An 18,764-nucleotide genomic window follows, 5' to 3' on the forward strand; every position below is an offset into this window, starting at 1 on the left:
AACACCTGGCTGTCGCGCTCGCGATGCTGCCGATCGTCGTGCTCTTCGCAACCTGGATCGGCTTCTTCAACGTCGGGGCATCGACGGGCCACTGGAAGATCACCGACTGGTTCCTGCATTTTGCCATGCGCTCTGCGGTTCGAACCTACGCCCTTGCCGTAGACGTCCCGGACCGGCTGCCGGAGGAGGGCCTCCAGCCCGCAGCGGCCCATTTCGTGCGCGGCTGCGCCATCTGCCATGGCGCTCCGGGCGAACCGAGATCGCCTGCAGCGCTCGCGATGCTGCCGCAGCCGCCGGATCTATCGGCCGTGGTCGACACTTGGGACGACGCGGAACTCTTCCGCATCGTTAAGCACGGCGTGCGCTTTACCGGCATGCCGGCCTGGCCGACGCAGGCGCGGGACGACGAGGTCTGGGCCATGGTCGTATTCCTGCGCGCGCTCCCGGCGATGGACCCGGGCCGATATCGTGTACTCGCCTATGGCGGCAACGCGGCGGCGCCGGCTCATGCACTGCGCTATGACGAGGGCGTGGCTGAATGTGTCCGCTGTCACGGCAGCGACGGGAAGGGCCGCAGTGCCCTCACGCCCGTTCTCGCCGGACAGAAAGAGACCTACCTGCTCGAGAGCCTGCGCGCCTATGCGTCCGGGCAGCGACCGAGCGGCGTGATGCAGGTCGCCACGCAGGCTGTCGATCCCGCGCAGTTTCCAGCACTCGCGCGCCATTTCGCGGCATTGCCAAGGAGTGATGAGACAGGGAAAGACGAAAGTGGCCGAGCGCGCGCCGGCGAACAGATCGCGCGTTCCGGGCGACCTGCCGACAAGATACCGGCATGCCTTGGTTGCCACGCAAACGAGGGGCGCAATCCCAACTATCCGCTGCTCACGGGCCAGCCTGCGTCCTACATCAGCGCGCAGCTGCACCTGTTTCGGGAGGGAAAACGGGGAGGGGGCCGCTTCGGCCATTTGATGGAAGAGGCTGTCAAAGACCTTTCCGACGACGATATCGAGAGCGTCGCCGAGTATTTTTCAGGGTTTGGGTCGCAAGATTGAAACACTTCACGCGGGACGTGGTTTGGTTCGGCCATCAAAGGGATATCATCATGAAAAAGCTGCTGATCGCTGCCTTCGTCCTTGTTGCAGTCGCAGTTATTGCCGGCTTCAGCGTCATCACGTCGTCGCGGCAGGAGGCGACCGTGCCCATCGAGCAGACCTACGGCCCTGACCCGGTTCTTGTCGAGCCGAAGACCGAGTGGATACCTTCGGTCAATGTCGCCGAGGCGACGCCCTGGCCCGCTGGCGCGATGCCACGCGCGGCTGAGGGCTTGCAGGTCAAGGAATTCGCGGCCGGGCTCGACCATCCGCGCTGGCTTCATGTGCTTCCGAGCGGAGATGTTTTGGTGGCGGAAAGCAATGCACCGCCAAAGCCCGACGAAGGCTTTTCAATCCGGGCTTTCTTCATGGGCCTCTTCCAATCAAAGGCCGGAGCGGAGACACGAAGCGCCAACCGCATATCGCTACTGCGCGATGCCGACGGCGACGGCGTTGCGGAAACGAAGTCAGCATTCTTGGGTGGGCTCAACTCGCCTTTCGGCATGACGCTGCTCAAGGGCAAGCTCTACGTCGCCAATGCCGACGCCATCGTGGCGTTTCCCTATGAGGACGGTGCCACGGAGATCACAGCGGCGCCTGAAAAGATCGTCGACCTGCCCTCAGGGCGCAACCACCACTGGACCAAGGACGTCATCGCGAGCCGTGACGGAACCAAGCTGTTTGCCACCGTCGGCTCCAATTCCAATGTGGCCGAAAATGGCATGGAAGAGGAAAAGGGTCGGGCTGCAGTCCACGAGATCGACCTTGCCACCCGCCAGATGCGTCCGTTCGCGTCGGGGCTGCGCAACCCCAACGGCCTTTCGTGGAACCCGCAGGACAGCAACCTTTGGGTGGTCGTCAATGAACGCGATGAGATCGGGCCCGACCTTGTTCCCGACTACATGACCTCGGTGATGGACGGCGCTTTCTACGGATGGCCCTATAGCTGGTATGGCCAGCATGTCGATGAACGGGTGGAGCCGCAAAATCCTGATCTTGTGGCCACCGCCATCAGGCCGGACTATGCGCTCGGGCCTCACACCGCGTCGCTGGGGCTCACCTTCAACACAGGCGACCTGTTCGGGCCGGACATGAAAAATGGGGCATTCGTCGGTCAGCATGGCTCGTGGAACCGGATCCCGCGCAGCGGCTACAAGGTCATCTTCGTTCCTTTCGCCGACGGCAAGCCGTCCGGGCCGCCACGCGACATTCTCACCGGGTTCCTCACCGGGGAGGGAAAAGCCCTTGGCCGGCCGGTGGGTGTGGCGATTGCCGGTGACGGCGCGTTGCTGGTGGCCGACGATGTCGGCAACAAGGTTTGGCGGGTCGCTCCGCAGAAGTAGGACGTCGGCAATGCGCGCGGCTTCGCCCCCTGGCTCTCCGGCCTGCAAAGTCTCTTGCGACTGTGACGTCAGTGCTTTGGTGGTCTGTCGAAGTCCTTGCGCAATTCATCCTTGGCGCGCTCAAGGGTGGCCGCCCGTGATTTCGTCAGCTGCTTGCCAGCGCGGTTGATGTAGAAATTCAGCATCGACATCGCCGACTGGAATGGAGTTGCCTTGCGGCGGCTGCTTGCTTGCGCGGACTGCTTGAGCGCGTGGGCGATCTTCTTTGCACTTCGCTCCTTGAAGACACCTTCGTTAAGATCCATTGCGTCGCTGGTGTCGGTAACATTCTGCGACCACTTCTTCTTCGATTTTGTTGGCATATGCGTCTCTCCTGAAACGGCGCCAGCCGGCCGGCGCCGTTTCCCTTTTTAGTGATGCGAGTGCTGCTCGTTGCGTTTGCGGGTTGCTGCGGCCTTCTTGGCGGACGCGGATCGCTCTTCCTTCGTCCTTGAAGCCGAGGCTGCGCCGCCCTTGCGCCCGCCCTTTTCCGACGAAGCATGGTTTTCCGCGTGGCCACGGCCCGAGCCCGATTTCTTGCCGCCGCCGCTTTCCTTGTTGACGGTCGCCCAGGCGCGTCGCTCAGCCTCGTCCTTGGAGACGCCACGGTCCTCGTAGCCTTCCTCGATGTGTTCGGCCTTGCGTTTCTGTTTGTCGGTATAGGCGGATTTGTCTCCACGGGGCATGAGTGCCTCCTCCTTATTTGAGTGGAGTGGATCAAACCGCGGCCGACGCTCAAGGTTCCTGGCCCCATACTGGTCAGACCTGGTCAACCGCTCGAAGGATGGAACGAACCGCCTTTGGCGTTTCAGCCTTGGGCAAGGGTCATTTTCGGCTGATGCGCCAGACCACGTTGCCGACATCGTCTGCGACCAGCAGATCGCCCTTCCTGTCAGTGGCTACGCCGACCGGGCGACCCATGGCGTTCCCGCTTTGGCCGATGAAGCCGGTAAGCACGTCTCGCGGCGGGCCGCTCGGCTTGCCATTACGGAATGGGACGAAGATCACCTTGTAGCCGCTCGGCACGCTTCGGTTCCAGGAACCGTGCTGGCCGACAAAGGCGCCATTGGCGTACCTTCGGCCGAGGGACGATCCTTTGGCGAAAGTGAGCCCCAACGACGCGGTGTGCGCGCCCAACGCATAGTCGGGCTTGACGGCCTTCGCCACCAGATCGGGGCGTTGCGGCTTGACGCGCGTATCGACGTTCTGGCCAAAATAGCTGTAGGGCCAGCCGTAAAAGGCACCCTCACGCACAGAGGTCATATAGTCCGGGACGAGATCGTCGCCCAGTTCGTCGCGCTCGTTGACAGCGACCCACAGTCTGTCGTCTTGCGGGTTCCAGGATAGCCCATTGGGGTTGCGCAGCCCTGAGGCGAAAACGCGGGCGCGCCCGCTTGCCGGGTCGATTTCAAGTACCGCCGCACGGCTGCGTTCGACGGCCATGCCGTTCTCCGCAACGTTGCTGTTGGAGCCGACCGTAACATACAGCCTGCCGTCCGGTCGCGCGATGACATCCTTGGTCCAATGGTGGTTGAGGTCACCGGCGGGAAGGTCGGCGATTTTTTGCGGCACCGCCGTTACATGCGTCTGCCCGTTCGAATAGGGAAAGGCGACAAGTGCGTCGGTATTGGCGACATATAGCTTGCCCTGCGACAACGCCATGCCAAAGGGCGAGTTGAGACCTTCTGCGAAGGTTGTGCGCATGTCGGCAACCCCGTCGCCATTCGTGTCGCGCAGCAGCGTGATGCGGTTCGCGCTTGGCGTGGCAGCGCCAGCGCGTTTCATCGCCTGGCTCATGAAGACCTTCTTCAGGCTGAAGCCTTCGTCATGCTTTGCCGGGGCATTGCTTTCCGCCACCAGCACGTCACCGTTGGGCAGCACATGCAGCCAGCGGGGGTGATCGAAATTGGCCGCGAAGGCATTCACCTTCAATCCTTTGGCCGGAACAGGGTGCGCCCCGTTGGGCCATCCCTCAGCGTCGGCGATCTTGACGGTTGGGATCACCGTGTGCCGTGGCTTTGGCAGCACCGGGTTCGAACCATAACCGATCTTGCCGGTGTTCCTTGCGGTCTGCTGGTTAGAGATCCCCGCACACCCCGTCGTAAGAGGAGCTATTAGGAAAACGAAAACAGCAGCGTGCAGGAAACGACTTTGCATTGGAAAGCCTTCGCTCGCATTGGCCCTTCTTTTGCTAAGACGCAATAGCGTCTCCCATTATTCCATCTGCCAAACTATGGAGCGCGTGCCTTGTTCCAAAGGCCCATCAGCGGGAACGTTTGCAGAACTTTCTCCTGTCACAGAACTCCTCGTCTCGCGGCGCTGGCAGCTTAATTTTTTCTATGACGACTGACCTCGGTTGTTTCGTCGTAACGCATCGATGGTCCTGGTACGCTCAGATCTTTGCACGCGCACATCGAAAAGTTCCATAATAACTCTTATGTCGCAAAGGTTGTTAATGACCCCTTAAATGGGTTGATTATTTTCCTGTTTGACATTAAATGATCCTCAAAGGGGTCGTTTCATGAGGCTGACGCTCGAAATCCACTTTGAAGGCAAATGGCACGAGGCTGCGGCGATTGCCCTCGAGGACAATGAGGCCGGCTACCAGGGCGCCTCTCTGGTCGACTACGACCTTGATTACTTCGTTGCCACGGCGGCACGGGATTTCGCGATTGGAAAAACCGTCTGCGATCATCGTGCGCTTTCAGTTCGCTTCCCCGTCGACCTTGAAAATCGGCACAGCAATCGCTGGCCGCCTTTCCTTCTCGACCTGATGCCACAGGGACATGCAAGGCGGAAACTCGCTGAACATCTTGGTCTCAACGAAGTGTCTCGCTCGTCGGACTATTCGCTGCTCCTGAGAGCGGCGACTGGTGGAATAGGCAACATTCGCATCAAGGAGGCGGCCGAGGCGGAATCGGAGCGTCTGCGCGGATTGCAGCGTCAGGGCGTCGCCGAAAAGGATATTCTTGAGCGTTCCGACCGTTTCATGGAGATTGCGGACCGCTTTGCGATGCTTGCCTCCGGCTCAAGCGGGCTGCAGGGCGAATGGCCGAAAGTGTCAATGACCCAGGCCTCGGACGGTCTCTACTACGCCGACAGCACCGTGAATGACGATGAGGCCGTTCGGCACGTCATCGTCAAGCTCGTTCGCAGCAATGAGCCTGTTGATCGTACGATACTTGAGGGCGAGGCCCTCTATTCCCAATTGGCGCTGGAACTTGGTTTGAACGTCAAGGAGCCGTCCCTTTATGCTGAAGGCGTGCTGATCATTCCCAGGTTCGACCGACAGAAGGGTTCGAACGGAGATACGATCCGGCTCGGCCAGGAAAGCCTTGTTTCGGCGGCCGGTGTTGCGGACTTCGGCCATATCGGTACTCATGAGGCCTATATCGACATTCTCAAGACGTATTCGGCCGATCCGATTGCAGACGTTGCCGAGTATTTGAAACGCGACATCGTCAACCTGGCGCTCGGCAATCCTGACAATCACGGCCGCAACTCCGCACTCAGCAAATATCCTGACGGCACAATCCGGCTTTCCCCACTTTTTGACTTCGCCCCCATGCGGTTGGCAAGGGAGGGCATTTTGCGATCCACGCGATGGGCATCGATGCGCGATGCCGGCCGAGACCACTTTCCGGACTGGAGCCGGATCTGCGCCGGTGTTTGGCCCGAACCGGACGGCCAGGCGAGCATCGCCAGCCAATTGCTGTCGCTTTCCGATCGACTGAGGCAGATACCCCAATACGCGAAGGACTTGGGCGCGACGGATCTGATTGTCGATCGCGTGATGACGCGGTGCGTTGAGATCGCCGACGGCGTGGAAGCGTCTTTCGCCGGTTCTTCAGGAGCCTGAGCCATGGCGCGCTGGAGAAAGCCGACAAAGGAGCAGATTTTGGCGATGCGCCAGGACCTTGCTGAGCGCGCCCGGCACGGCTCGTTACGAATACCGGAAGCTGTGCTTGATATGCGCAAGAGTATAGGCCTTTCGCAACAGGAGTTCGCCAGCACCTTAGGGCTAACCCGTAGGCAAGTCGCCGAAATCGAAGCAGGTACGGCGAACCCGACTTTGGAAACATTGGAAAAAATCGGAAGACTGTTTGGCTTCACAGTGGGGTTTGTAACAAAGTCCGCGACGAGGCCTTAAGACCGCTCCTCAAGCGGAACGTTCGGGCGGGGGCAGTCGGTCCCGCTTCCCGTTCGGGCCACTATGTTGAAGCTCCTGCGGCGGCCCTTTTTTCGCCCGCGGGGGAGGCGTGGAAGCGTGATCGCGCATCACGGCGCCCATGTGCTGCCGGATGCATCAGCTGCGGAACGCCCAAAGGCGAGCACCTTTACACGGTTGGCTTTGCCGCGTCCGAGTTCCTGAAGCTTTGGGAGGAGGGGCGGTGTCCGCGCTCGACGTGTCGATAAAAGCACAGGTCTGCAATCTGCTCCTCGACCTTCAGCAAAGTTTCAATCTTGCGTATCTGTTCATCAGCCACGACATGGCGGTTGTGGAGCGGGTGAGCCATCGCGTCGGGGTAATGTATTTGGGCGAGACCGTCGAAATCGGCCCGTGCCAGGCGGTTTTTGACCACCCGCAGCATGCTATACGCGCAAGCTAATGGCTGCGGTCCCCGTGCCAGATCCGGTACGGCGCAATCTAAAACGATCGATTGCGACCGACGAGATCAAAAGTCCGAGGTCCCCCCCCCCGACGTGCTGCGCGCCGGAGCCGACCGGTCGGCATCGCCTGCCATTCGGAAGGCGGCTTACTTCAGGAACGCCCGGAAGCGCCGCATGGCGAAGGCAAACAGGATCGCACCAATCAACAGCAAGGCAAGGAGCTGCGGCCAAACCACGTCCAGCCCGGCATCACGAAACAGAACCGCCTGCGCCAGGATGACGAAGTGCGTGTTAGGCGCCGCTAGCATGATGTTCTGGATGATCTCGGGCATGCTTTCACGTGGCGTCATGCCGCCGGACAGGGCTTGGAGCGGCAGGAGCACCAGCATCAGCAGCAGGCCGAATTGCGGCATTGAGCCCGCAATCGTGGCAAGCAGGATGCCCATCGACGTCGTCGCAAAAAGCTGCAGCGCCGTAGCCAGCAGGAACAGGGCAAACGACCCCTGTACCGGTACGGCGAGCGCGCCCTTGACCACGAAGATCAGCGAGACCGCGGATGCGAGCAGCACCACCAGTCCCATCGACCAGACCTTGCTGACCATGATTTCGAACGGGGTCACCGGCATGACCAGCAGATGCTCCACGGTGCCGTGCTCGCGCTCGCGGATAAGGGCGGCGCCCGTCAGCACGATCGACAGGATGGTGATGTTGGTGATGACGTTCATGACCGCGCCGAACCAACCCTTGTTCAGCTCGGCATTGAACCGAGCCCGTAGAACGAGATCGACCGGCAGAGGCGTCTCGTTGCGGTGGCGCTCCAGAAAACCCGAGACCTCGCCGGTCACGATCTGCTGGATATAGCCGTTGCCGGAAAAAGCCTGGCTCATGCGCGTCGCGTCGACATTGAGCTGGATCGTCGGCGTGCGCCCGGCGAGCAGATCCGTCTGGAAATTGGGCGGAATGTCGAGCGCGAAGGTATCGAGTCCCTGGTCCATGCGGCGGTCCATTTCCGCCGGCGTGATCATCTGCGGCGGCACGAAATAGGGCGGATAGAAAGCCGTCGATATCCGCGTCGAAACCGGCGATTGATCTTCGTCGACGATGGCGATCGCCGCGCGGTTCAGAGTTTCGGGCATGGCGGTCGAGCCGGTATAGACCGACAGCGTGAAGGAATAGACGATCAGGATCAGCAGGATCGGATCGCGCCAGAGCCCCCAGAGTTCTTTGATGCCGAGATGGTAGATGTGGGACAGGCGCATCGCTACCTCGCCTGCTTCTTGAGGGAGAACGTGCCGATCGCCAGCAGCACCGGCACCGCGATCAGCATCGGCACGAAGGCACCGCCGAGATCGGCGAAGCCGAGCGCCTTGGAAAAAGTGCCGCGGGCAATCGTCATGAAATGCGTGGTCGGATAGATCTGGCCGATGAAGGCGCCCGCGCCTCCGAGCGACGACACCGGATCGATCATGCCGGAATACTGGATCGCCGGAATGAGCGTCAGGATCGCCGTCCCGAAGATCGCGGCGATCTGGCTCGACATGAAGGTGGAGATAACGAGCCCCATGGCCGTTGCCGCCGAGACATAGATCAACCCCGCGACCGTCCAGGTAAGCAGGCTGCCGGTAAAGGGCACCCGGAAGACGAAGATCGCGAATGCCGTGAGCAATACGAAGTTGAGCATCGCCAGTGCGATGTAGGGGATCTGCTTTCCGATCAGGAATTCGAGCCGCGTCACCGGCGAGACGTAGAGATTGACGATCGACCCCAGCTCCTTTTCGCGCACGACGCTGAGCGCCGAAAGCATGGCCGGGATCAGCATCAGTAGCAGCGGGATGACCGCCGGCACCATGGCGACGATGCTCTTGACATCAGGGTTGTAGCGGAAGCGCGTTTCGATCTTGAAGGCGCCCGTGGTTCCTGCCGATCCATAGCGTTCGCGGGCCTTGCCGGTCAGCCAATGGGCGTGCAGTCCCTGCACGTAGCCCTTGACCGTTTCGGCCCGGCTCGCCATCGCGCCATCAATCCAGGCGGCTATTTGCACCGTGTCGCCGCGTGCCGCATCCCGAGCAAAACCCGGTGGGATCTCGATCGCAAGGCTTAGTTCGCCGTTGCGCATGCGCCGGTCCAGATCGGCATAGTCGGTGATCGGATCCTTCTCGATGAAGTAGCGCGACCCGGCAATTTCGAGAATGTATTCGCGACTGGTCGTCGTCTGGTCACGGTCGAGCACCGCAAAGGTCAGGTCCTCGACGTCCATGTTGATGCCGTAGCCGATGACGAACATCAGGATGACCGTGCCGATCGTGGCAAGCGTCGCGCGAATGGGATCGCGCACCAGTTCCAGGGCCTCGCGGCGGGTATAGCTGAACATCCGCCCGACGTCGAAAAAACCGGATTTCGGCGGTCGTGTCGTCTCGTTGGACCGCTTGGCGACCGGCTCCATCGGTGCCTTGGCCCTGACCACTGCGGGCACCGGCTGTTTCGGCCCGGCGATCGCCTCCTCCAGATAGGCGATGAAAGCCTCTTCCAGCGTCACGGCGGAACGGCTCTTCATGATGCCGGCCGGCGTATCGCTGACGAGCACCTTGCCCGCATGCATCAGCGACATGCGATCGCAGCGCATCGCTTCGTTCATGAAGTGGGTGGAGATGAAGATCGTCACTTGGTCGTTGCGGGAGAGATCGACGAGGATCTGCCAGAAACTGTCGCGCGCCACGGGATCGACGCCGGATGTCGGCTCGTCCAATATGAGGATATCGGGTGAATGGATCAGCGCGACCGCAAGCGACAGCCTTTGGCGCACGCCAAGCGGCAAGGCATCCGGCAAGGCTTCCATCACGTCCGAGAGATCGAAGCGCTTTGCCAGTTCCTCGATCCGATTGGGAATGCTGTCCGCTGCCATTCCGAACAGCTTGGCATGCAACTCCAGGTTCTGCAGCACCGTGAGTTCGGTATAGAGCGAGAAGGCCTGCGACATGTAACCGACGCGGTGGCGCACTTCCATGTCGCGCGGGTCGACCTCGCGTCCGAAGAGCTTTGCCGTACCTTCGCTGGCGGCAAGCAGGCCCGTCAGCATCTTCATCGTCGTCGTCTTGCCGCAGCCGTTGGAACCGAGGAAGCCGAAGATCTCGCCACGGCCGATGCGGAAGCTGACATTGTCGACGGCGACGAAATCGCCAAAGCGCATGGTAAGGTTGTTCGCCTCGATGGCGATGTCGTCGCTCGCGCCTTCGGGACGCGGCGGGATGACGACGTCGTGGTGCTCGCCCCGGATCTCCTCGGGAAGGAGCGCGATGAAGGCAGCGTCGAGCGTGTCGACCCCGGTCTTTGCAAGGAGTTGATCGGGCGTGCCCGTCGCCAACACCCGGCCGGCATCCATTGCGACCAGCCAGTCGAAGCGGGCGGCCTCCTCCATGTAAGCGGTCGCGACGATGACGCTCATGCCTGGCCGCTCAGCGCGGATGTCGTCGATTAGTTCCCAGAACTGTCGTCGCGACAAAGGGTCCACGCCCGTTGTCGGCTCGTCGAGGATCAGGAGATCGGGATCGTGGATCAGCGCGCAGCAAAGCCCGAGCTTCTGCTTCATGCCGCCGGAGAGCTTGCCCGCGGGACGCGCCGCGAAGGGAGCAAGCCCGGTGCTTTCGAGCAGGCTTTTGATCCGCCTTTCGCGTTCTTCGCGATCATGGCCGAAGAGCCGGCCGAAGAAGTCGACATTCTCGAATACGGAAAGCGTTGGATAGAGGTTCTTGCCGAGACCCTGCGGCATATAGGCGATGCGTGGGCAGGTCCGGCGGCGATGGCCGGCATCGGCAATGTCGCCGCCAAGCACCTCGACGCGGCCCACCTGCACGGCGCGGGCGCCGGCAACGAGAGACAGCAGGCTCGATTTCCCGACGCCGTCCGGTCCGATCAGCCCGGCCATGCAGCCCGACGGAATATCCAGCGTCACCTCGTCCAGCGCCTTTGTCTTCCCAAAGGAAAGAGTCACAGCGCTCAAGCGAACCACGGGCTCTGCCGGCTGCGCGCCGGCCCGGTCCGGGGCGGCCATCACTGCACCAGAGTGCCGGTCTGGCTCGCCGGCCACTCTGCATTCGGATCGACCTTCACATAGGCAACGCCCGGAAGACCGGTTTTCACCATGCGGATGTATTTCTTCAGGAGTTCCTTCGGGATCTGCGCCTTAATGCGGAAGGTCAACTTCTGCCGTTCCTCGGCGGTCTCCACGGTCTTCGGCGTGAACTGCGCGACATCGGCGACATAGGAGACCTTGGCGGGAATGATGTATTGCGGCGCGGCGTCCAGCACCAGCCGGACATCGCTCCCGATTGACAGGCGGCCAGCCTGATCCGTCGGCAGGAAGAATGTCATGTAGACATCGCCGAGATCGACGAGATTGAGCACGCGGCCGCCGGCTGCCAGCACTTCGCCGGGCTGGACCACACGATACTGGATACGGCCATCGCGCGGCGAGATTAGGGTGCTGTCGTTGATGTCGGCGATGATGCTCTCAACCGACGCCTTAGCCGCCTCGACTGCGGCTTCGGCATCGACGACCTGGGACTTGGCCGAATTGATGGCCGCATTCGACGCGGCAAGTGAAGCTTCCGCGGCACTGGCGGCAGCGCGCGCGCCCTCGGCGGTCGCCCGGTCGTCGTCGAGTACCTGTTGCGAAACGGTGTTCGATCTTACCAGTTGCTCGGAGCGGGCAAGGCGCCGCTCGGCGGCGTCCAATTGCGCGCGCCGCTGCGCGAGGACAGCCACGGCAGCCGCCTTTTCGGCTTCGCGCTGCGTTACAAGGTTCTTCGCCGCCTCGACGCTGATGATCGCACGCTGCTGCTGCGCTTCAGCCTGGCGCTGGTGCGCCTCCAATTGCACGGTATCCATCTGGGCGAGCACCTGGCCGGCACTGACGAAGTCACCCTCGTCCACCAAGATTTCCTTGATCCGGCCCGCCGTCTTGGTCGAGATATCAATCTCGACGGCCTCGATGCGCCCGTTGCCGCTCGCAATCCCTGCTGGCAGTGCATTGCGATCCATGTTTTGCCAGGCATAGTAGCCGCCCACGAGTGCCAGAGTAACCAGACCGACTAGAAACCAATTCTTCCGGGCTTTTTCCATTTTAGCGTTCCACCATCACAACAGACCACGAGAATAGTCCGCGGCCACTCAAACACAACCGAGGATAAGCCCCTGGTGCAGCGACCGCGCACTGCGGCGCGAAAGGATCGCCCAAACAAACCCGAAGGAGGGAATGCTGCATTGACTCATGTCAATTGCCGGCGAGCCGCCTTGGCGCCGGTTCCAAAACAAGCGCAAGCTCGACGGGCGGTCTGGCGCGACCTCGCGGGCGCTCCGCCTCCGACGCGCTTGACGCGTGCTCGGTGGACTTGGTTCCGCAGATGGTCGCGGCCTGAATTCAGCCCGCGACGGAAAGAAGTCTCGTACTTCATCAAATGGTTGATCGCCGAGGTGATGATGATCAGGTTGGGACATCGTGCGAAAGCCGCGGTGATGGCTAGCGGACCTCATTCTCGCAAAACGTGCGACAGTGATTTATGTAACCGATTCAAGGCTCTGAAAATAAATTATTTTAGCTGGGAACGATTCCAAGCCCTCGCCATTGACTCGCGTGTCATCCTCCAACGTGGTGAACATCATGGACGCCTTGCGGACATCGCTTGCAGGAGAACTCAAAGGGCGGAAGATTGGGTGAGCGGCACAGAGCAACAACTGCAACAGTTCGAGCGAAGCGGCTGTTTAAGGGCCGCAACATCAAGCATCAACATGTCAGGGAGATGCGCTATGGTGAGCAATGCATTGAAAGCCCTCTTGGGCGTGCTGGCCGTCGCCGGTTACCAAAACCGGGACAAGATCGGCGAACTCTTAAATGGTCTGAGGAATCCATCACAGCCGGAGCCTGATCGACAATCGCAAACCGGAGGAGGTTTGGGCGATTTGCTCTGGGGGTTGGCCGGCAGCGGCCAATCGGGCATGGGCGGGCTCGGAGGCCTGCTTGGTGGCGCGGCCTCGGGCGGGGGGCTAGCGGGAAGCCTTGGAGAGTTGCTCCGACAGTTTGAGCAGAAGGGGCAGGCCGAAACGGCTGATTCTTGGGTCCGACCCGGCGAGAATAAGCCGGTTGCCGAGACCGAGCTCTCCGAGGTCCTCGGCCCCGAAGTGCTCAACGACCTGGCTGCACGAACAGGGCTGTCGCGCGAAGAAATCGTGAGCCGTTTAAGTCGCGAACTCCCGACCGCCGTCGATGATCTCACTCCGAACGGTGAGTTGCCGAGGGACGCGGATGAGGTGACCGGCGAACCGCGCTCCGACACGTCCGGGAAGTCACAGCTCATATAGTTGTGGGGACGTTCAGAGAAGGTAGGGATGCTTGAACGGCCGAAGAAGCACTTGCGCCAATGCTGCTTCAAAAGAAGTTCAACCCAACCGTAGTAGTACGCCCAAAGGGGAAGCTGGCTCTTACATGGAGGTCGCTACGCGAGATCTAAGGGTGTTGGCGGTTTGCATCGGCAAACCCGAAGGAAGACCCGGGAAGAAAGCAAAAACCGGTATCAACAAGAACCCAACGAGCGAGACGGTCCTCGTCGGGAAGGAGGGTCTTGCCGACGAGGCCGTTTGTAATCGAAAATATCATGGCGGTCCCGAGCAGGCGGTTTATGTTGAAGGGAAAAACATTCTTGCTCTTGCCGCGGGACTTTCTGGGTCGCGCAGCTTAGGGTTGGCGGCTCTCCCGCTACCGCAATCCATGACGCTATTTCCCTCCTTTTCCAGCGGCGTCAGGGTTTCGTTTCTCGGTGAGTTGAAATTTTTCTTAACCTTCGGTGTTACGAAGGTGACGATCGAGAGAACGATGGCCGTGTCATACGATCTCAGCCCCGCGGCGACACCAATTGCGGCAGTGGCGCAGATGCGCTCCGCCGTCGCGTTTCCGCCGGTGTGGTTCGGCATCTTTTCTGCCTTGCGTTACCGCTCGACGGGACCGGACCTCTCTCAGGTTGAACGTTGGCGACATTTCCGTTGGTCGCCATCGAAGGGCTGATTAACGGTGTTGGCTTCGACGGAGGCGGCGCAATCCTTCGCTATCAGATGCGGTACGAAATCGAGTTTCACACCGACGGGTACAAACCAATCCGCCGCGCCTACTTTCCATCCGGCCCACCCCGCCTACATCCGAACCTTGGCGTTCTCTCCCATGTCTGGTTTGGCACTGGTGACGGCTGCCGCCGCCATCTTGATGTAGCTGATCACAGTGCCGGGACTGTCCCAGTACTCTGCAGAGCGAGGTGTGACTTTGAGAATGCGAATGGACGGATCGTCGGGGCTATCCCACCACGCCTTGGCAGGGGTAGACCAGAGATCGCGGATCTTCTCGCGGTCATTTTGCACTTCGGCCACGCCCGAGATCGACACATATTTTTGCTTCTTCGTGTCTGCGAACGCCAGGCAGACATTTGGGTGCTGTGCGACCTCGTCATCTTTGTGGCCCTTGATGTCCGTCAAAAAATACAAGGCGTTCTCAACCCGCTCGATGTGCGCCGACATTGGCCGTGCCTTCAGTTCCCCTCCGGATTGAGTAGTGAGCATGCAGAACCCAATCTTTTCGGCAAGGTCCCAGACCTCGCCGTCGTCCTCAATGTAAGTCATGCGCTTTTCTCCTTTGACGAACGCCGCTGCAGAATGAGGTTTCACGAAACCGGCCGCTCGCCGGCGCGGGGGCTGCAGTGGCCGCCCCGCCGCCAGCCGCGCCACTTAATGGACGCGGCCGCCGCTTGGCGACTTAGGCCGCCTTGGATCGCTTCAATGTTTTGTTGATCGACGTCACGGCCAGGTTGGTGAGCTTGTTGTTGGTGGCCTTCTCCTGGTCAAGGATCTCGCTCAGAAGCTTGTGAGCCTCATCATGACCGAGATCCTTGGCCCATTCACGAAGCGAGCCATAGCGCGCGATCTCGTAGTGTTCGACAGCTTGGCAAGCGGCCAGCAGTCCGGCGTCGAGAGCTGTTCCTTCGGCCTCTTTCATCAAGCCGTCGGCTTCCTTGATAAGCCCTTCGATGGCGTCGCATTTTTCGCCAGACGCCGTCTTGCCGATCGACTTGAAAACCTGCTCCAGCTTCTTGATCTGGTCTTTGGTTTCCGAGAGGTGTTCTTCGGCTGCTTTTTTCAGTTCGGCGCTTTTGGCAGCCTTAGCAACTTTGGGAAGCGCCTTGGTGATGGCGTTCTCAGCGAAATAGATATCCTGCAGTGTATGCTCGAAAATTTCAGCCAGCGATTTCAATGGTTCTCTCCTTGGCAGGTGAATGCAGGAGAGAAAGAGTTTTACGGAGAAATCGTTCCACTTCTCCTGTGGCGCATTCGGACAGCCTGATACTCGCTCGACTGAGCCCGTGCGATTGAGCGGCAGCAACGTGGAACTCGGCCCACCTGAAAAGGACAAGTCTGGCGGGCAGGCAGCCGCGGTTCTTCCGCTGTTTCGGCTTTGCCGCAACGACGCATGGAACCGCGAGAAGTCACAAGCGTTTTTAGCGAAAGCTTGCGGATAGCTTAGTGCGTTCTACTGCGGATCCAAGGAGGTCCGTCATGGCAAAGCATCCAAGATTCCTGTCGTCAAAACGGACGGGTTCGTATCCAGACCGAGACCTAGAGTGTCAGTTGGCGATGGAAGATGTTTTCCAGTCGGTGGCCGAGTATGGCGAGGCGGCGGGCTGGACCGAACGCGAGGTCGCCGAAGCGCTGATCGAACTGGCGCATAACCGGTGGTTCATGCTCAATGCCAAGGAGAAAATGTTCGAAGAAGGGGCGGGTGCCATCATTCGGAAGGCCAAGGCTCCCCTTCATTGAGCGCCCCGCTCGCCATCCGACCTCTAAAATCGCGCGCGCGGTGTTGCCTTAGCCGCAGTTCCGCATGGGCGGCGCGCTTCTTAGTCGTCCTTTGGAGGCCATTTTGTTTGGCGCAATGAACGGCGCCATTAAATTAGCAATACGACAAGGAACAAGGTCCGTGAAGGCGAGTTGAGACTCCGAACAGGAGGTTTCTATGGTTTTCATTCGACCTGAATTCGATTACCGGGGCGGCGGAGGGGCGGACGTCTCGGGGCTCATCGCCTCGATCAAATTTGCTCTAGCGTGCCAAGCGCCCTTCGACACGGAAAATCTCTGCTTCAGAGTGCTTGGAACATCCGTGGTCATAGAGGGCCAGGTTAGCCACTCAGGTGCGGACGATTTCGTCCGCGGCATTGCCGAAGATATCGCTGGCGCCGGCCGCATTCTCGTGCGCGTTGGATGTCCTCGCAAAAATGGAACGCCTTCAGAGATAGGCGAAAGCATAAGCAAGGAGAACGGTGATGCGCAATCTAGACGGTAACAGCGAGAACATCGCAAATACGTCGACAGCAGGCGGACGCGAGCCGACCGATTACCCCGACGATAGCCCGCTCGGCAAAGGCGACTTGCGCGAGCCACGCGACCCACCGCCGAAATTCGATGATCCTGAGGATGACGACGAATTCGCCGAGACCGAGGAGGCGGACCTGGATGATCCAGACGACGACGATCCGGACGACCTCCCTCCTCCCGAGTAGCAAATGACGCGTTCACCGCGTAAAGCCTCGACAACATCAGTATGGCCTCGTCGCTCACGGCGGGGCCTTTCCTTTTCGAGCAGGTGAGAAGCATGTCTGGCGCCCTGAGCGGCCGAAACCGTCCTGATTTTCTCGGGTCTCGATTTTCCAGCCTCGCGATGCTGGCCAGCCTCACAGGTGATTTGACGTCTCGAAGGAGGCCTCCCCTTCGATCGCCGTCACGCTAGATCTGATTGATGAGACATCTTCGAGCTCAGTTTTGTCTATCGACCCGAGCGTTAGGAATGGTCACTTAGCCGCTTTGCCGATCGTGTCAGCCATGTGTGCGCCGCGAAAACCGATCGGAAGGGGCGTACCGGTCGTCGAGTCCCTTGCGGTCTGATGCTCAAGTTCGGCATTGATCTCGGCTCCTACGATCAACAGCGCTACGGATAGCCAGAGCCATATCAGGAATCCGACGAGCCCACCGAGCGCACCGTAACTGGCGGCATAGTTAGCAAGATTGTCGAGATACCAAGCATAGCCCAGAGACATTGCGACCCAGGTGGCTGTCGTGAAGACCGATCCCCAGGTCAGCCAGCGGATTTTCGCCGGCTGCCGACTGGGGCCGACCCAATAAATCACAGCCGAGCCTATCAAAGCCGCAATGACCACAAGCGACCTGCCCGTGAGCAGGATCATGGTTTCGTCTGTCGGATCAAACGACGTAACTCTAAGGACCGTTGGCAACGCGGCGGCAATACCAATCATCAGGACAATCGCCACGATCGCGCAGAGCGTAAATGCGATGGCAACAAGATTGAGCCGGAAATATCCACGCTTCTCGACCTCCTGATAGGCGACGTTCATGGCATCGAAGAGCGCGAGCGCACCGTTTCGCGCGCTCCAAAGAGCAATTGTGAGGCCGATGAAGAATGTAACGCTCAAAGTCGCGTCACGCATGTGCACAAGCGTGAGCAGTTGTGTCGCCAGAATGTCGAAAGCACCCGGTGGAAGAACATACGCAAGCGTTCGTAAGTGGTCGGCTATATCGACCGGATCGACGAGCAACCCGTAAAGTGCGACGATCGCTCCCAAAGCCGGGAACAGCGCCAGGAGTATGTAAAAGGTCACGCCGGCGGCAACAAACGCCACTCGGTCTTTGAGTATTTCGTGCACCACCCGCCACGCTACGTCGTAGAGCCCCTTTGATGGAATTTCCTCGGGGACGTCAGCGTTTCTACCGCGATCTTCGCCGATTGCTTCACCTGGCTGATCGAGAGCACGTCTCCGCAAAGCACTCTGGGTTTCTCGGTTCACTTGAAGCAGCCAAAGTCCGATCGCAGCGACCACGCAAACGCCGAGGGCTATTTGACGATCACTGCTCGGGGATTTCGAACGCATCGACAAAGGCAACTGTCCTTTTCGGTCGAGTTCGGCGTCTCATCGCGGCCGCAAAAACGCGCTCCAGACATACCCGACGATCCCAGCCGCAACCAGAGCTGGAATAAGGTGAGGCCTAATCCTGGTCTCCGCCATCTGCTTGACCGCATCAGCTTCCAGAATGATCAGCCTTGAAGTGCCGGCGGCGATCTCGGCCAGTTCGGTGCGAAGCTTGTTCATGTCAGAACGCAAGGCCTCCAGTTCGGCCTCTCTCGCGTCATAGGGGGGCTTATAAATGTCATCGGCCTCGGTTAGCTGATCTGTCTCGCCAGCCAGTTCCGGTGGTTGATCGTCTGCTGGTTCGCGTGCCGGATCCGTCATGTCGTTCAGTCCTCCTTGAGATCCCTGTCAACCGCGGAGGACGGCCATTGTTCCGCCGCCGTTTTTCTCGGCTGCGATGAAACCCGATTGATTGTTGTGCGGATGCGGCCCGACGGGAGCGGTCGACGATTCCCATGCGGCCGTCAGGTCCCCGTGATCGTCTTGTCGGCGCAGTTACCTGCTTTGCGTCGTGACGGTTCGGCACACGCCGTGCTGCTTCACGTGCGCTCGCCCTTCTCCGGAAAGTCCCTGACAAGTCGACACACTTCTACCGCGTGAATCTGAACTCTGCAGGAAACCTCGGACAGAGCACGGACTTGTTCACGCGCGCCGGGTCGTTGCGAAAT

Annotated in this window: 18 protein-coding genes and 1 pseudogene; 9 read left to right on the plus strand and 10 right to left on the minus strand. The window is 60.2% G+C overall.

Translation table 11 applies throughout. The annotated features are described in order from the left end of the window. Positions 1 to 23: 23 nt before the first annotated feature. A complete protein-coding gene (locus ACIQUG_RS21815) occupies positions 24 to 1,052 on the plus strand; it encodes a c-type cytochrome (protein WP_402324060.1) in 1,029 nt (342 codons plus the stop codon). A gap of 50 nt (positions 1,053 to 1,102) precedes the next feature. Further along, entirely contained in the window at positions 1,103 to 2,434 is a 1,332-nt protein-coding gene (locus ACIQUG_RS21820; RefSeq protein WP_402324061.1) for a PQQ-dependent sugar dehydrogenase, read from the plus strand. A 68-nt stretch (positions 2,435 to 2,502) separates the two neighbouring features. Here the strand turns inward: ACIQUG_RS21820 and ACIQUG_RS21825 are convergent, their stop codons facing one another. From ACIQUG_RS21825 to ACIQUG_RS21835, 3 genes are all read right to left on the minus strand, one after another. After that, entirely contained in the window at positions 2,503 to 2,796 is a 294-nt protein-coding gene (locus ACIQUG_RS21825; RefSeq protein WP_402324063.1) for a DUF3175 domain-containing protein, read from the minus strand. 48 nt (positions 2,797 to 2,844) lie between these two features. Continuing rightward, positions 2,845 to 3,159: a plasmid stabilization protein gene (locus tag ACIQUG_RS21830; RefSeq protein WP_402324064.1), complete on the minus strand. Its 315-nt coding sequence runs from the start codon at positions 3,157 to 3,159 to the stop codon at positions 2,845 to 2,847. A gap of 139 nt (positions 3,160 to 3,298) precedes the next feature. Continuing rightward, on the minus strand, positions 3,299 to 4,630 hold the full coding sequence (locus tag ACIQUG_RS21835; RefSeq protein WP_402324617.1) for a PQQ-dependent sugar dehydrogenase: 1,332 nt from the start codon (positions 4,628 to 4,630) through the stop codon (positions 3,299 to 3,301). Positions 4,631 to 4,994: 364 nt separating this feature from the next. On the opposite strand from ACIQUG_RS21835, the gene ACIQUG_RS21840 reads away from it, so the two are divergent. The 3 genes and pseudogenes from ACIQUG_RS21840 to ACIQUG_RS21850 form a co-directional block, all read left to right on the plus strand. Next, entirely contained in the window at positions 4,995 to 6,332 is a 1,338-nt protein-coding gene (locus ACIQUG_RS21840; RefSeq protein ID WP_402324065.1) for a type II toxin-antitoxin system HipA family toxin, read from the plus strand. Between the two features lie 3 nt (positions 6,333 to 6,335). After that, on the plus strand, positions 6,336 to 6,623 hold the full coding sequence (locus ACIQUG_RS21845) for a helix-turn-helix domain-containing protein (protein ID WP_402324067.1): 288 nt from the start codon (positions 6,336 to 6,338) through the stop codon (positions 6,621 to 6,623). Positions 6,624 to 6,861: 238 nt separating this feature from the next. Next, positions 6,862 to 7,169 (plus strand): annotated as a pseudogene (locus tag ACIQUG_RS21850) (glutathione ABC transporter ATP-binding protein GsiA); the annotation flags it as partial. 61 nt (positions 7,170 to 7,230) lie between these two features. Here the strand turns inward: ACIQUG_RS21850 and ACIQUG_RS21855 are convergent. The 3 genes from ACIQUG_RS21855 to ACIQUG_RS21865 are packed head-to-tail and all read right to left on the minus strand — an operon-like array spanning position 7,231 to position 12,202. After that, on the minus strand, positions 7,231 to 8,343 hold the full coding sequence (locus tag ACIQUG_RS21855; RefSeq protein ID WP_402324068.1) for an ABC transporter permease: 1,113 nt from the start codon (positions 8,341 to 8,343) through the stop codon (positions 7,231 to 7,233). A 2-nt stretch (positions 8,344 to 8,345) separates the two neighbouring features. Continuing rightward, entirely contained in the window at positions 8,346 to 11,132 is a 2,787-nt protein-coding gene (gene rbbA / locus ACIQUG_RS21860; RefSeq protein ID WP_402324070.1) for a ribosome-associated ATPase/putative transporter RbbA, read from the minus strand. Beyond that, positions 11,132 to 12,202: an HlyD family secretion protein gene (locus ACIQUG_RS21865; protein WP_402324071.1), complete on the minus strand. Its 1,071-nt coding sequence runs from the start codon at positions 12,200 to 12,202 to the stop codon at positions 11,132 to 11,134. Before ACIQUG_RS21865 ends, rbbA begins: the two co-directional genes overlap by 1 nt. Before the next feature lie 684 nt (positions 12,203 to 12,886). Between ACIQUG_RS21865 and ACIQUG_RS21870 the strand changes: the two genes are divergently transcribed. Together ACIQUG_RS21870 and ACIQUG_RS21875 are read left to right on the plus strand one after the other, a co-directional pair. Further along, positions 12,887 to 13,438, plus strand: coding sequence for a YidB family protein (locus ACIQUG_RS21870; RefSeq protein ID WP_402324072.1), 552 nt, complete (start codon positions 12,887 to 12,889; stop codon positions 13,436 to 13,438). Positions 13,439 to 13,562: 124 nt separating this feature from the next. After that, positions 13,563 to 14,138, plus strand: a complete 576-nt coding sequence (locus tag ACIQUG_RS21875; protein ID WP_402324073.1) for a hypothetical protein — start codon at positions 13,563 to 13,565, stop codon at positions 14,136 to 14,138. Positions 14,139 to 14,263: 125 nt separating this feature from the next. On the opposite strand, the gene ACIQUG_RS21880 is transcribed toward ACIQUG_RS21875, so the two are convergent. Continuing rightward, positions 14,264 to 14,743: a pyridoxamine 5'-phosphate oxidase family protein gene (locus ACIQUG_RS21880; protein WP_192448904.1), complete on the minus strand. Its 480-nt coding sequence runs from the start codon at positions 14,741 to 14,743 to the stop codon at positions 14,264 to 14,266. 133 nt (positions 14,744 to 14,876) lie between these two features. Beyond that, positions 14,877 to 15,371: a ferritin-like domain-containing protein gene (locus ACIQUG_RS21885; protein WP_205239790.1), complete on the minus strand. Its 495-nt coding sequence runs from the start codon at positions 15,369 to 15,371 to the stop codon at positions 14,877 to 14,879. Positions 15,372 to 15,673: 302 nt separating this feature from the next. Between ACIQUG_RS21885 and ACIQUG_RS21890 the strand changes: the two genes are divergently transcribed. Together ACIQUG_RS21890 and ACIQUG_RS21895 are read left to right on the plus strand one after the other, a co-directional pair. Beyond that, positions 15,674 to 15,934 (plus strand): hypothetical protein, encoded by a 261-nt coding sequence (locus ACIQUG_RS21890; RefSeq protein WP_402324075.1) that lies wholly within the window; start codon positions 15,674 to 15,676, stop codon positions 15,932 to 15,934. Positions 15,935 to 16,437: 503 nt separating this feature from the next. Continuing rightward, the gene (locus ACIQUG_RS21895; protein ID WP_402324076.1) at positions 16,438 to 16,674 is read left to right on the plus strand and encodes a hypothetical protein; all 237 of its coding nucleotides are present in this window, start codon (positions 16,438 to 16,440) and stop codon (positions 16,672 to 16,674) included. A gap of 288 nt (positions 16,675 to 16,962) precedes the next feature. Here ACIQUG_RS21895 and ACIQUG_RS21900 read toward each other — a convergent pair whose 3' ends face one another. Both ACIQUG_RS21900 and ACIQUG_RS21905 read right to left on the minus strand, forming a co-directional pair. Next, the gene (locus ACIQUG_RS21900) at positions 16,963 to 18,057 is read right to left on the minus strand and encodes a YihY/virulence factor BrkB family protein (RefSeq protein ID WP_402324619.1); all 1,095 of its coding nucleotides are present in this window, start codon (positions 18,055 to 18,057) and stop codon (positions 16,963 to 16,965) included. Positions 18,058 to 18,096: 39 nt separating this feature from the next. Next, positions 18,097 to 18,417 (minus strand): hypothetical protein, encoded by a 321-nt coding sequence (locus ACIQUG_RS21905; protein ID WP_402324078.1) that lies wholly within the window; start codon positions 18,415 to 18,417, stop codon positions 18,097 to 18,099. Positions 18,418 to 18,764: the final 347 nt, after the last annotated feature.

Origin of the sequence: Ensifer sp. NPDC090286 (genome assembly GCF_044769565.1) — a bacterium.
Classification (GTDB): Bacteria; Pseudomonadota; Alphaproteobacteria; order Rhizobiales; family Rhizobiaceae; genus Ensifer.